At 65.8% G+C, this 13,200-nt stretch carries 12 protein-coding genes; 8 read left to right on the top strand and 4 right to left on the bottom strand.

The window, feature by feature from the left end:
* Nucleotides 1–294: 294 nt before the first annotated feature.
* Complete coding sequence (locus KQH53_19820) at nucleotides 295–594, bottom strand: hypothetical protein (protein ID MCB2228933.1); 300 nt, start codon at nucleotides 592–594, stop codon at nucleotides 295–297.
* A 259-nt stretch (nucleotides 595–853) separates the two neighbouring features.
* On the opposite strand from KQH53_19820, the gene KQH53_19815 reads away from it, so the two are divergent.
* The 3 genes from KQH53_19815 to KQH53_19805 all read left to right on the top strand — a co-directional run bounded on the left by KQH53_19815 (nucleotide 854) and on the right by KQH53_19805 (nucleotide 2,320).
* A complete protein-coding gene (locus KQH53_19815; protein MCB2228932.1) occupies nucleotides 854–1,111 on the top strand; it encodes an RNA-binding protein in 258 nt (85 codons plus the stop codon).
* 136 nt (nucleotides 1,112–1,247) lie between these two features.
* The gene (mscL, locus tag KQH53_19810) at nucleotides 1,248–1,703 is read left to right on the top strand and encodes a large-conductance mechanosensitive channel protein MscL (protein MCB2228931.1); all 456 of its coding nucleotides are present in this window, start codon (nucleotides 1,248–1,250) and stop codon (nucleotides 1,701–1,703) included.
* A gap of 11 nt (nucleotides 1,704–1,714) precedes the next feature.
* Entirely contained in the window at nucleotides 1,715–2,320 is a 606-nt protein-coding gene (locus KQH53_19805; protein ID MCB2228930.1) for a threonylcarbamoyl-AMP synthase, read from the top strand.
* A 12-nt stretch (nucleotides 2,321–2,332) separates the two neighbouring features.
* On the opposite strand, the gene KQH53_19800 is transcribed toward KQH53_19805, so the two are convergent.
* Nucleotides 2,333–2,920: a cyclic nucleotide-binding domain-containing protein gene (locus KQH53_19800; GenBank protein ID MCB2228929.1), complete on the bottom strand. Its 588-nt coding sequence runs from the start codon at nucleotides 2,918–2,920 to the stop codon at nucleotides 2,333–2,335.
* A 193-nt stretch (nucleotides 2,921–3,113) separates the two neighbouring features.
* On the opposite strand from KQH53_19800, the gene KQH53_19795 reads away from it, so the two are divergent.
* The 3 genes from KQH53_19795 to KQH53_19785 all read left to right on the top strand — a co-directional run bounded on the left by KQH53_19795 (nucleotide 3,114) and on the right by KQH53_19785 (nucleotide 5,704).
* Nucleotides 3,114–4,133 carry a methyltransferase domain-containing protein gene (locus KQH53_19795; GenBank protein MCB2228928.1) on the top strand — a complete coding sequence of 340 codons (1,020 nt, stop codon included), beginning with the start codon at nucleotides 3,114–3,116 and terminating at the stop codon, nucleotides 4,131–4,133.
* 87 nt (nucleotides 4,134–4,220) lie between these two features.
* Nucleotides 4,221–4,940 carry an SIMPL domain-containing protein gene (locus KQH53_19790; protein ID MCB2228927.1) on the top strand — a complete coding sequence of 240 codons (720 nt, stop codon included), beginning with the start codon at nucleotides 4,221–4,223 and terminating at the stop codon, nucleotides 4,938–4,940.
* 92 nt (nucleotides 4,941–5,032) lie between these two features.
* Nucleotides 5,033–5,704 carry a PEP-CTERM sorting domain-containing protein gene (locus KQH53_19785; protein ID MCB2228926.1) on the top strand — a complete coding sequence of 224 codons (672 nt, stop codon included), beginning with the start codon at nucleotides 5,033–5,035 and terminating at the stop codon, nucleotides 5,702–5,704.
* 525 nt (nucleotides 5,705–6,229) lie between these two features.
* Here KQH53_19785 and rarD read toward each other — a convergent pair.
* Nucleotides 6,230–7,108 carry an EamA family transporter RarD gene (rarD, locus tag KQH53_19780; GenBank protein MCB2228925.1) on the bottom strand — a complete coding sequence of 293 codons (879 nt, stop codon included), beginning with the start codon at nucleotides 7,106–7,108 and terminating at the stop codon, nucleotides 6,230–6,232.
* A gap of 1,150 nt (nucleotides 7,109–8,258) precedes the next feature.
* Complete coding sequence (gene zwf, locus KQH53_19775; protein MCB2228924.1) at nucleotides 8,259–9,809, bottom strand: glucose-6-phosphate dehydrogenase; 1,551 nt, start codon at nucleotides 9,807–9,809, stop codon at nucleotides 8,259–8,261.
* A gap of 262 nt (nucleotides 9,810–10,071) precedes the next feature.
* On the opposite strand from zwf, the gene KQH53_19770 reads away from it, so the two are divergent.
* Nucleotides 10,072–11,274 (top strand): thiolase family protein, encoded by a 1,203-nt coding sequence (locus KQH53_19770; GenBank protein ID MCB2228923.1) that lies wholly within the window; start codon nucleotides 10,072–10,074, stop codon nucleotides 11,272–11,274.
* 294 nt (nucleotides 11,275–11,568) lie between these two features.
* Nucleotides 11,569–12,729 (top strand): acyl-CoA dehydrogenase family protein, encoded by a 1,161-nt coding sequence (locus KQH53_19765; GenBank protein MCB2228922.1) that lies wholly within the window; start codon nucleotides 11,569–11,571, stop codon nucleotides 12,727–12,729.
* Nucleotides 12,730–13,200: the final 471 nt, after the last annotated feature.

Below are 13,200 nucleotides of genomic sequence, written 5' to 3'. Positions count from 1 at the left end.
TTCCACCGGGAGCAACGGTGGCTGGCCAGTGCTTCAGCTTAGCCGACCCGCTTTGCCCGCGGCGGCACGCCGCCCGGCACAGCCAGGCGTGGCTAGGCAAGGCGCGGGCAAGCGAGGCCCGCAGGCGTATATGGCAATACGCACAGGAGGCGAGCGCCGCCCGCAACGCGGCATAGCCGGCCCAAGGCTTGGGCAGCCAGATGGTTGGCCGGGAGCGACGGTGGCTGGCCAAGGGGGCAGCCTATTCGACCCGCTTTGCCCGCGGCGGCACACCGCCTGGCGAAGCCGGCCGGACTACTCTATGTCCCCCGCCTGCATATACCACCACACCACCCAGACGATGAAGATCACCAGGACGTGGGTGATGGTGGCGAAGACGCCGTGCACGTGCCAAAGGCGGCGGTCCGCGTCATCGCCCGCTCGGGCGTGGCTGGGGGATGCCTTGGCGAAAAATATGGGGGCGAAAATTCCGGCCATGAGGCCAATGGTGAAGCCCCGGCTGAAGAAGTCGCCCTTTTCCCGGGCCACCCAACCAGCCAAAAGGCAGCTGACAAGAAGGTATGCGCCTCCGACCAGGGCCACGGTGTGGTTCATGACTCACTCCGAAGCAAAGGGCCGGTGGGGCCGCCGGCCTGGTCAAAACACAGGACTTGCCAAGGATGATTATAGCAAAGCGCGGGGCGGGGGCGGCGGGGAATCGTCGGGGGGGTTTCATTATGGTCGGTTGACAAACATACCGAGATAGCGGAGAATTTTTATTTCAGATAGGTTTTTGGGCTTTTCCAAAACCTAGGAATGCCGCCGGAGGAGAATGCCGGCGGCGCGGGGAGCCCCTAGAAGGAGTTAGTTAGCAATGGCCATCAAGATCTTTGTCGGTAACCTTCCCTTCACCACCACCTCCGAGGAGCTCGCGGAAGTATTCGGGGCCCACGGCGAGGTGATTTCGTCCAAGGTGGTTACCGACCGCGCCACCGGCCGCTCGCGTGGTTTCGGTTTCGTGGAAATGGAAGACCAAGCCGGGCAGAGCGCCATCGAGGCGCTCAACGGGACCGACTTGGGCGGCCGCGCCTTGCGGGTGGACCAGGCCAAGGAGCGCAGCCCGAGGTACTAGCCGAAAAGCCATAGCCCCGGCCCCCGAGCCGGGCCAGCGCCCCCCGCCCCGGCGGGGGGCTTTTTTTGCGCCGCGCAAGGCGGCCGGGTTATTCTAGAATGAAAGCACATGCCCCTATGCGGGGAGGGAGGTGCTCATGTTCAAGGAATTCAAGAAGTTTGCCATGCGGGGCAACGTGGTGGACATGGCGGTGGGCCTCATCATGGGCGCGGCCTTCGGGGCCATCGTCAAGTCCCTGGTGGATCAGGTGATCATGCCGCCCATCGGCCTTTTGGTGGGCAACGTGGATTTCTCGGGCCTGTTCGCGGTGCTCCGGGAAGGGACCACCCCCGGCCCCTACGCCACCCTGGCCGAGGCGGCCAAGGCGGGCGCGGTCACCCTGGCCTACGGCGCCTTCATCAACACGGTGATCAGTTTCGTCATCGTGGCCTGGGCCGTGTTCTGGCTGGTCAAGGGCATGAACCGCCTGCAACGCGAGGAGGAGGCCCCCCCGGCCGAGCCCACGGAGAAGGACTGCCCCTTCTGCCTGATGGCCATCCCCATCAAGGCGGTCAAGTGCGGCCACTGCACCGCAGACCTTCCCCAGGAATGAGCCGCCCGGTAATGGCCACCGTATATAAGATAGACGCGGAGCGGCCCGACCCGGCCCTTCTGGCCCGGGCCGCCGCCGTGCTGGCCGCGGGCGGCCTGGCCGTGTTCCCCACCGAGACTCTCTACGGCCTGGCCGCCGATGCCGCCAACCCGGCCGCGCTCAAGCGCCTGGCCCTGCTCAAGGGCCGCGAACAGGGCAAGGCCTTCGGGCTGATCCTGGCCCGGCCCGAGGAGGCCGAGATGCTCAGCGCGGACGTGGGCCCGGCGGCCCGGGAGCTCATGGCCCGCCACTGGCCCGGGCCGCTCACCCTGGTGCTGGCCGCCCGGCCCGGCCTGCACCCCAGCCTGGTGCTGGAGGGCGGGGTGGCCATGCGCCTGTCGCCTCATCCGGTGGCCGCGGGCCTGGCCCGGGCCCTGGGCCGGGCCGTCACCGCCACCAGCGCCAACCAGGCGGGCGGCATGGCCCCGGCCTCGCTGGGTCAGCTGGACCCGGCCATAGCCGAAGGGGTGGATTTGATCCTGGACGCGGGCCCCACCCCCGGCGGCCCGGCCAGCACCGTGGCCGACGCGCGCGGCGCCAAGCCCAAGCTGCTTCGGGCGGGGGCGGTGGAGCTGTAGGGGGAGGGCCGCCTAGAGCTCCGGGTAGTGTTCCTTGCGGCAATCGGGGCAGATGCCGTGGCTGAAGTCGGCCTCGGAGTGGGCGTGCACGTAATTTTCCACCGCCATCCATGAGCCGTCGGCCTGACGGATGCGCTTGCAGTGGGAGCAGATGGGCAATAGCCCGCCCAGCTCGCTCAAGAGGCGTTGCTCCTTGTCCTCCAGCCGCCGGGCCAGGGTCTGCAAGAGCTCTATGGCTATGTTGGGGTGCTTTTCCATGGCCGCGCGCAGGTTGAAGTCGGCCAGGCACATCAGCTTGGCCTCCTCCACCGCCACCACGCTGGCGGTGCGCTGGGAGTTGCCCAGCACGGCCATCTCCCCGAAATAGGAGCCCGGCCCCAGGCGGTTGAGCTTGCGCCAGTTGGGCTGGCCCAGGTTCTTGACCACATCCACCTCGCCCGAGAGCATCACGAAAAGCCGCCCGTCGCTCTCGCCCTCGGTGATGATCACCTCGCCGGGCTCGTAGAGGAGCACCTCGGCCATGTCGGCGATGTTTTTCAGCTCGCGCTTTTTCATCATGGAAAAAAGCGGCACGCGGGCCAGCGTTTCCAGGTAGTCCATGGCCTCTCCCTTGCGGCGGTGGTGGGGTGAGTCAGTCTATACTCCTCGGCCCGCCGGCTCAAGGCTTCAGCCGCCCGCGCAAATTGCCTGAAAAGCGTCCACCGTTCATGCAAATTGCCTGGCCCGGCCAGAAATAAGGGCCTAGACTGGGCTCATCGCCTGTCCTTGGTCAAATCGCCGTTAGGACGCCGCCATGAACCTGCGCTACAAGTTCTCCTTTTTGCATCTGTTCAAGATCCCGGGCATGCTGCCCATCATGAAGGACTACCAGGCCTTCCTGCGCACCCTTTTCCTGTACTCCGCCTATGAAGCGGGCCTTTTGCAGGCCCTGGCCCAAGGCCCGGCGGATCTGGAGGAGCTGGCCGCCCGGCTGGGCGTGGCCCGGCCGGAGCTGTTGCAAGCCCTCTTGGAGGTGGGCACCGCCACCAAGGAGGTGGCGCTCAAGGAAGGGCGCTACTCCCTGAAGGGCAAGCGCTCGCGGGCGGTGGCCAACCCCAAGGGAGACGTGGTGGCGGCCATGATCCAGGCCAATGTCAGCTATTATTGCGATGCCTACCGCCTTGCCGCCGACCGGCTGGCGGGCGGCGAGCTGGGCGACGACCTGGAGGAAATCGGCGAGTTGGTGGCCCGCTTTTCCAAGGGCATCGAGCCCATCGTGCGGGACTTCATCAAGGCCATTGCCACGGGCAAACAGAGCCTGCGCATCCTGGACGTGGGCTGCGGCAGCGCCTTTTTCCTGCAAAGCGCCTATCAGGTAAACCCCAAAGCTACCGGGGTGGGCCTGGACCTGGACCCCGCCGTGGCCGCCCAGGCCCAGCGCAACCTGGTGGACTGGGGCCTGGAGGATCGCTTCGTGGTCATCCAGGGCGACATCCGCCAGCCGCCCCCCGAGGCGGCCGGGCCCTTTGACCTCATCAACATGTCCAGCATGCTCTATTACTTTGCCCCGGACGAGCGCCGGGAGCTGCTGAGCGCCATGCACGGCAAGCTGGCGGCCGGGGGCACCCTCTCGGTGGTGATGAACTTTCACAGCCAGGGCAAGGACCTGGCCGCGGCCAACCTGAACCTGGTCAACTGCTCCTTGAAAGGGCTCCACCCCTTGCCCTCGGTGGATCAGATAAGCGGCTGCCTGGGCGAATGCGGCTTCCGGGACATCCAAGAGCACAAGTTCCTGCCGGCCAGCACCTTTGGGGGGATCACCGCCCGGGCCTAGAACGTCCTCCCGATCCGGCAAGGGCCTGCCCCTGGCCCCCCGGATGCTGCTATGATGTAAGGGCCAATCAATCGCGGAGGATTCAGCGTGAGCAACAATTCCTTTCCCGGAGCCCTGGTCTTGGGCCTGTGCATCGGCCTGGGGGTGGCCCTGGCCGGCTTTTTCGTGGGCCAAAGCCTCTATGCGGTCAAGGCGGCCGAGCGTTTCGTGACGGTCAAGGGCCTGGCCGCGCGGGAGGTGCCCGCCGACCTGGCCATCTGGCCGCTGACCTTCAACCAGACCGGCAACAACCTGCCCGCCCTGTACAACCGCCTGGAGGCGGACCGCGAGCGCATCAAGGCCTTCCTCACGGGCCTGGGGTTTGCGGCCAACGAGCTGAGCGCCTCGCCGCCCCGGGTGACCGACTACTACGCCCAGGGCTACACCGGCAACCGCCTGCCCCCCAACCGCTACAAGGTGGAGGCGGCGGTTACCCTGACCACCACCAAGGTGGCCCAGGCCAAGGCGGCCATGGGCAAGAGCGGCGATCTGGTCAAGGAGGGCATCGTCCTGGTCCTGGACTACGGCTCCCAGCCCAGCTTCCTGTTCACCGGGCTCAACAAGATAAAGCCGGCCATGATCGCGGCGGCCACCAAGAACGCCCGCGCCGCGGCCGAGCAGTTCGCCCGGGACTCGGGCAGCCTGGTGGGCGGCATCCGCCGGGCCAGCCAGGGGCTGTTCACCATCCGCAACCGGGACCAGAACACCCCGGACAAGAAAATCGTGCGGGTGGTCTCCACGGTTGATTTTTTCCTGGTTTCCAATTAGCGAAAAAACCGATCCCAATGGTATAATTCATAGTAGGAAACAATACATTCGGAAAACTTGATTTGATGACCCCTCACCCTAAGAGGTCCGCCATGAGAAAGCCTGCCCTTCTCGTCATGGTGCTGTGCCTGCTGGCCCTGGCCACCCCGGCCCTGGCCGACAGCATCCAACCCCTGGACGTCGGCTTCAACCTGATAACCGACAACTCGCCCGAAGGCAGCCAGGTAAACCTGAACATGAAGGTGAGCCAGGCGAGCTCCAACACCGTTTTGGTGCAGATCTCCAACCTGAGCCTCATTGAGTCGGTGATTTCGGAGCTCTACTTCGAGGACCTGAACAACCTGGTCTCCGGCTACTCCATCCTCAACGACCAAAACACCGGCAACGTGTTCTTCGAGCAAGGGGCCAACCCGGGCAACCTGCCCGGCGGCCAGGACTACGCCTTCAACACCAGCTTCGCCATGCAGGCGGACAACCCCTCGCCCAAGTACGGCGTGGGCTCCGGGGAGAGCCTGGTGGTCTCCCTGACCCTGAACCAGGGCGTGGGCGTGGCCACCCTCTTGGAGAGCCTGGGCAACCAGGGCTTCCGGGTGGGGGCGCACGTGCAGTCCATCGCGGGCAACAGCAGCGAGTCCTACATCAGTGGCGGCGGTGGGGGCGGCGGGGCGGCGGCTCCGGAGCCGGGCACCATGGCCCTGATGGCCTCGGGCCTCCTGGGCGGCTGGCTGGTGCGCCGCCGGCGCGGCAAGAAGAAGGCCGCCTAGGGCACAACCCAAAAACGATCAGCGGGCCGCTCCAGCCGGGGCGGCCCGTTTTTTTTTTGCGCCCAGCCGCGACGTGGCGATCTTCCTTGGTGTTGTCTCCGGTTTGGAGCGAAGGGAGAAGAAGAGAAGAGAAGAAAAAAGAAAGAAAAAGCGTTTTTTGTCGGGGTCACCCTGGGCCGGCATAAGGGTGGTTGCCGGGGAGGGGCGCTCGCTGGCAGGGCGTGGTCGCGGAACTAGGCAAGCGGACTGCGGTGTCGGTAATTGACCCGGCTCGCGGGAGGCAGGCTGTCATACGGCGCGGAGATGCCGTCCCGTTGGCGACCCCGGCGAGGGGTGTGGGGGAGAAAAGAAAAGAGAGGGATGCGGGGCGGAGGAGATGCCGGCCCCGAGGCGACCCCGGCGGGGGGTGGTGGGAGAGAAGAAAGAAGAGGGGGAGAAAAGAAAAACGGGAAAGGGAAGTCTGATCGGTCCCCGCCCTGTTCGGTCCGCTTTGGCTGCAATATCCCGCCGCCCGGCGAGGCCGGGTCAGGCTTTTTTGCGGAAGCCGGCGGCCAGATACAGCGCCACCCCGGCCCAGACCATGAAAAAGGTGAGCCAGCGGGCCGGGGAGACCGTCTCGTGGAAGAACAGCAGGGCCAGCATGAACTGCAAGCTGGGCCCGGCGTACTGCAGGATGCCCAGGGTGTGCAGGGGGATGAGCCGCGCCCCGGCGGTGAACCACACCAGGGGCAGGGTGGTGGCGATGCCCGCCCCGGCCAACAGCAGGCTGATGCCCCAGCCGGAGCCGAAGACCAGCCCGCCATGCCAGCCGGCCCAGAAGAGCCATGCCAGGGCCAGGGGGGTGAGCAGGGCGGTCTCCACCAAGAGCCCGCCCACCGCCTCCACTTGCACCCGCTTGCGCAACAGGCCGTAAGTGCTGAAGGAGGCGGCCAGGACCAGGGCGATCCAGGGCAGCTCGCCGTGGTGCAGCACCAGGTTCAGGGTGCCCAGGCCCACCAGGACCAGGGCGGCCATGCGCAGGCCCCCCGGCCTCTCGCCCAGAAACACCATGCCCATGGCCATGGAGACCAGGGGCGAGATGAAGTAGCCCAGGCTGGCCGAGAGCAGCTGGTTGGACCACACCGCGTAGATGAACACCAGCCAGTTGACCCCGATGATGGCCGCGCTGCACAGCAGGGTGAGCGGCACCCGGGGCCGGGCCAGGGCCCGGCGCAGCTCGCCCCAGCCCCGCCCCGCGGTGATGAGCAGCACGCACACCGGCAGGGACCACACGATGCGCTGAGCTAGCACCTCCAGGGGGGAGGCCTGGCTCACCGCCTTGATGTACAGGGGGAACAGGCCCCACCACACGAAGGCGGCCAGGGCGTAGGCATATCCCTTGCGGTTATGGGTCTCGTCGGCCATTGGCACAGGATACGCCTTAACAGAGGGCTTGGCCAGAAAACGCGGCTGCCGACCACCGCCCCTTGGCTCTTAATTCTCTCTCTTTCTTCTCCCCCTCTTCTCTCTTCTCCCCCACCACCCTCCACCGGGGTCGCCACCGGGCCAGCATCTCCCCGCCCTGCATCCCTCTCTTTTCTCTTCTCCCCCACCACACCCCGTCGGGGTCGCCACCGGGCCGGCATCTCCCCGCCCTGCATCCCTCTCTTTTCTCTTCTCCTCCACCACCCCACCGCCGGGGTCGCCAATGGGCCGGCATCTCCCCGCGCCACCCAAGCGCTTCTCCCGCCCACCCCCCACAACAAAAAGCGGACCTCCCTCCGCTTGCCCAACTCCGCGACGCCGCCCCGCCAGCGAGCCTTTCTATTTCGGCAACCACTGTTATGCCGGCCCAGGGTGACCCCGGCAAAAAACGCTTTTTCTTTCTTTTTCTTTCTTTTTCTTTTTCCTTCTCTCTTCTCCCCCACCCCCCCCGTCGGGGTCGCCAATGGGCCGGCATCTCCCCGCCCCGCCCAAGCGCTTCTCCCGCCCACCCCCCACAACAAAAAGCGGACCTCCCTCCGCTTGCCCAACTCCGCGACGCCGCCCCGCCAGCGAGCGCCCCTCCCCGGCAACCACCCTTATGCCGGCCCAGGGTGACCCCGGCAAAAAAACGCTTTTTCTTTCTTTTCTCCCCCTCTTTTCCTTCTCTTCCTTCTTGATCCCGAAGCCGGAGACGAGACAAGGGAAGATCGCCACGGAGCGGCGGAAGGGCTTCCCCTTTTTGCAAGCGCCCGAGGCCGCCGCTCCTCGCGATGACTGTCTATTTCTGGATTATTTTCTTAGGTGCTGTTGGGTTTCGCTTCGCTCTACCCAACCTACGCTATTCCCAGAAAGCCCCGGCTTGGCGCCCGGCTCCCCCAATTCGGCCCGGCTAGAGCAAAAAGGACGGGGATAAACCCCGCCCCTACATTGGCTCTATATTCTGGATGAAATAAGATCTAAGCCGCGTTGTCCTGGGGTGTTTAGACAAGGCGTCCGGCGAGCGACAGCCGGAGGCGTAGGGAAGCCTACGTCGAGGCTGGAGCGATGCCAGCAACGCCGTATAAACGCGCCTGGCGGCGTGGCCGTAATTCTACGAGGGCTTTTCGGGCCATATCCCCTGCGGCAGCATGTCCAACGCCGCGTCGGGGCCATAGGACCCGGCGGGATACATGTGCAGCTGGCCGGGCACGTCGGCGCAAACCTCGCAGCCCGAAAGCACCGGCTCCATGAAGTTCCAGCACAGCTCCAGGCCGTCTTGCCGCCAGAAAAGGGTCTGGTCCCCGGCCATGGCGTCGGCCAGGCTCTTGGCGTAGGCGTCCAGATGGGGGCGGTCGCCGGGGCCGGAGTAGTTGAAGTGCAGGCCCGAGGTGCGCAGGCAGATGCGCGGGCCGGGCTGCTTGGCCTGGAAGGCGATGAAGATCTCTTCCTCGGGGTGGATGCCGATGACCAGGCGATTGGCCATCACGTCGGCCCCGGCCGAGTCGCGGAACAGGCTGTGGGGCACTTCCTTGAACTGGATGTCGATGCGGGTCACCTTGCGCTTGAGGCGCTTGCCGCTGGTCAGGTAGAAGGGCACCCCCTGCCAGCGCCAGTTGTCCACCCACAGGCGCATGGCCGCGTAGGTGGGGGTGGTGGACTCCGGGTCCACCCCCGGCTCGGAGCGGTAGCCGCGCACCCGCTCGCCGCCGGACTCGCCGGAGGCGTATTGACCCAGCACCAGGTGCTCGCCCAGGCCGCTGGACGGGAAGGGCCTGAGGCAGCGGAACAGCTCGGCCTCCTTGTCGCGCACCCGCTCGGCGTCAAAGCGGCTGGGCGGCTCGGCGGCCACCAAAGCCAACAGCTGCATCATGTGGTTCTGGAACATGTCGCGCAAAACGCCCGCGCCCTCGTAGTAGCCCGCCCGGTGCTCCACCCCCAGGCTCTCGCTGGCGTTGATTCGCACGTAGTCGATGAAATTGCGGTTCCACAGGGGCTCGAAGATGGCGTTGGCGAAGCGCAGCACCAGTATGTTCTGCACCGTCTCCTTGGCCATGTAGTGGTCGATGCGGAAGACCTGGCTCTCGTCGAAGCTGGCCGCGATGACCCGGCCCAGCTCGCGGGCGCTGGCCAGATCGTAGCCAAAGGGCTTCTCCACCACCAGACGGGACCAACGGCCGATGGACAGGTCCTGGCGGCTGAGGCCCGCGGCCCCCAGGTTTTGGGCCACGGTGCCGTAGAGCGAAGGCGGCACCGCCAGGTTGAAAACCCGGGAGCCCGGGGCCAGGCCGCGCTCCAGGTCGATGCGGTCCAGCCGCCCGGCCAACTGGGCGAAGGAGGCGGCCTCGGCGTACTCCACCGGCTGGTAGAACAGCCCGGCCGCGAAGTCATCCCAGCGCTCCAGGTCCATGCCCGCCGCCTTGGCCCCGGCCAGGGCGCGCTCCCGGAAGGCCTCGTCGCTCAGCTCGCTGCGGGCCGCGCCCACCACCGCGAAGCGCTCGGGCAAGCCCTGGTTCAGGTAGAGGTCGTACAGGGCGGGCAGGAGCTTGCGCCCGGCCAGGTCGCCCGAGGCCCCGAAGATGACCAGGGCGCAGGGGTCGGCCGGGCGGGGCCATTGGCAGCCCAGGCCGTCCAGGGCGAAGAGGCTGTCGGCGGGAGGAGTCATGCTAAAGCGTCTCCGGGGTGGGGGTGAGCGGCTGAAAATAATAATATCCCCCAGGGGGGCAATGGGCCAGCCAAAGCGGGGGAATAGGCCGCCGGGCCGGGCCGCACCCTCGCTGAACCACCATTCATTTCAAGGGGTTGCGTCGAGGGGTTTCAACAATATAATTCAGTAGAAACAAACACTTGACTGAATACACCTCCCATTATAGACTGCCCTTCTATCTCCAGGCAAACAGCAGCGGAACCCACTTGGGAGGATTGAAGTGAAGGACAAGCGCGATGCAGTGATCGTGGCCATGGGGCGCAGCGCCATCGGCGATTTCGGAGGCTCCCTGGTGGGACTCAAGGCTCACGCCCTGGGCGCCCAGGTGATTACGGCGGTCTTGGACCAGTGCAAGGTGGACCCGGCCCTGTTCGACGACGTAATCATGGGCGACTGCGTGCAGGCCCCCTGCGAGGCCAACACCGCCCGCACCGCCATGCTCAAGGCGGGGCTGCCGGTGGACGTGCCCGCAGTGACCATCCAGCGCCAGTGTTCCAGCGCCATGCAGGCCCTGGCCATGGCCTCCACCTACATCAAGGCCGGGGAGTACGACCTGGTGCTGGCCGGCGGCGTGGAGTCCATGTCCAACGCCCCCTACGTGAGCTACGACACCCGCTGGGGCGCCCGCCTGACCCACAAGGGCCTGCAAGACTCCATGTGGGAGATGCTGCACTCCGGCTCCCCCCTGCTCGACCCTCCGGGCTACATCATGGGCCAGACCGCCGAGAACCTGGCCCGCAAGTATGAAATTTCCCGCGAGGACCAGGACGTGGTGGCCCTCAGGAGCCACAACAACGCCGAGGCGGCCATCACCAGCGGCAAGTTCGCCGAGGAGATCGTGCCCATCGCGGTGCCCCAGCGCAAGGGCGACCCCAAGATCTTCGACACCGACGAGCACGTGCGCATGGGCCTGACCATGGCCGATCTGGAGCGCCTGAAACCCGCCTTTGCCAAGGACGGCACCGTGACCGCGGGCAACGCCTCGGGCCTCAACGACGGCGCGGCGATCTGCATCGTGGCCAGCCGCGAAAAGGCTGAGACCCTGGGCCTCAAGCCCCTGGCCAAGATCCATTCCTTCGCCGCGGCCGGCTGCCCGCCCGAGATCATGGGCTGGGGACCGGTGCCCGCCACCCAGAAGCTACTCAAGAAAACCGGGGTGGAGCTCAAGGACATCGAGCTAATCGAGCTCAACGAGGCCTTCGCGGCCCAGTACCTGGCCTGCGAGCGCGGCCTGGACCTCAACCGCGAGATCACCAACGTCAACGGCTCCGGCGTGGGCCTGGGCCATCCGGTGGGCTGCACCGGGGCCCGCATCGTCATCAGCCTCTTGGGCGAGATGAAGCGGCGCAACCTGGGACTGGGCCTGGCCACCCTGTGCGTGGGCGGCGGCATGGGCATGTCCATGCTGGTGGAGAACGAGTAAGAGGGAGAAGCGGGGGGAAACTTTTTTGAAAAAAAGTTTCCCCCCACACCCCCCTTCAAAAAACTTGCTGGGTTGCCCTGGCTGGGCATATCGCTGGCGCGCTCTGCCCAGCCAAGGCAACCCGGGGTTTGAAACACAATGAGTGACCCCAAACAGGCCGCATTATTCCCGTGGCTGACCGGCGGCAGCCGGGCAGGGGCGGGAATAATGCGTAAAGTTTTTTGGTAGGGGGTCCGGGGGACCCCTTTTTTTCAAAAAAGGGGTCCCCCGGCCAGCCTAACCTAGGAGAGCGAAATGCAGTACGGACTGACTGAAGAGCAAATCATGCTGCGGGACACGGTGCGGCGCCTGGCTCAGGAGCAGGTGGCTCCCGGCGCGGCGGAGCGTGACGAGAAAGAGGAGTTCCCCTGGGACGTGGTGGAGGTCTTCAAGGAGAACGGCCTGTTCGCCTGCGACTTCAAGGAAAAGTTCGGCGGGGCTCAGATGGGCCTGTTGGCCTTTGCCTTGGCGGTGGAGGAAGTGGCCAAGGTCTGCGCCAGCTCCTCGGTGATCCTTCTGGTGCACGAGCTGGGCTCCATGCCCATGATGCTGGGGGCCAACGAGGCCCAGAAGGAGAAGTGGTTCCCGGCCATCGCCTCGGGCGAGAGCCTGGTGGCCTTCGGGCTCACCGAGCCCGGCGCGGGCTCCGACGTGGCGGGCCTGCGCACCAAGGCGGTGAAAAAGGGCGACAAGTACATCATCAACGGCACCAAGATGTTCATCACCCACGCCGACGTGGCCGACTACATCTGCATCGCGGCCAGCACCGACCCGGAAAAGGCGGCCCACAAGGGCGGCCAGAGCATCATCGTGGTGGAAAAGGGCACGCCGGGCCTTTCCATCGGCAAGAAGGAGCACAAGATGGGAATCCGGGCCTCCACCACCTGCGAGGTGATCCTGGAGGACTGCGAGGTGCCGGCCGAGAACCTCTTGGGCAACGAGGGCGACGGCTTCCATATTCTTATGAAGACCCTGGACTTCACGCGGCCCTGCGTGGCGGCCCAGGCCCTGGGCATTGCCCAGGGGGCCTTGGACTTCGCGGTGGGCTACGCCAAGGAGCGGGTGCAGTTCGGCAAGGCGATCATCAAGAACCAGGGCCTCAACTGGATGCTGGCCGACATGGACGCCTCGGTGGAGGCGGCCCGCCAGACGGTCTACAAGACCTGCGCCATGTTCGAGCAGGTGCCCAAGGATCTTAGCCGGGTGCCGGTGGAGGCCATGCGCATGTCGGCCATCAGCAAGCTGATCGCGGCCGAGACCGCCATGAAGGTGACCACCGACGCGGTGCAGGTCTTGGGCGGCTACGGCTTCACCCGCGAGTACCCGGTGGAGCGCATGATGCGCGACGCCAAGATCACCCAGATCTACGAGGGCACCAGCCAGGTGCAGAAGATGGTGATCGGGAGCCTGCTCTAAGCCACAGGCAACCTACGGATTAAGAGTCCGTTTCTTTGAATAAATAAAACGGGACGCTCCAGCCGGGGCGTCCCGTTTGCTGCTTACAGCCACAGTGTAGGTTGGGTAGAGCAGAGCGAAACCCAACAGTACCTAAACTGAAAAAAGGAAGAGGGAGACAAGGGGCAGAGAAAGAGGGCGGTTTTTTTGCCGGGATCACCCAGGGCCGGCATAACAGTGGTTGCCAAGGCGAGGTGCTCGCTAGCGGAGCGACCTCGCGGACCGGGGCAAGCGGACGCAGGTCCGCTTTTTCATTTTGGTGGGTGGGCGGGAGATGCGCTTGGGCGATGCGCGGAGATGCCGGCCCCGAGGCGACCCCGGCGAGGGGTGGTGGGGGAGAAGAAATAAGCGGGCAGCCCTGGCGATTGGTTTTCAAAGCCGCGAGGCACGGCAAAGCGTCGCCCCTGGCACTGGCAGGCCCGTTGCGGCGGT

This window comes from Desulfarculaceae bacterium (assembly GCA_020444545.1).
Taxonomy (GTDB): domain Bacteria; phylum Desulfobacterota; class Desulfarculia; order Desulfarculales; family Desulfarculaceae; genus Desulfoferula.
This window is presented reverse-complemented; position numbering and strand designations above follow the sequence as displayed.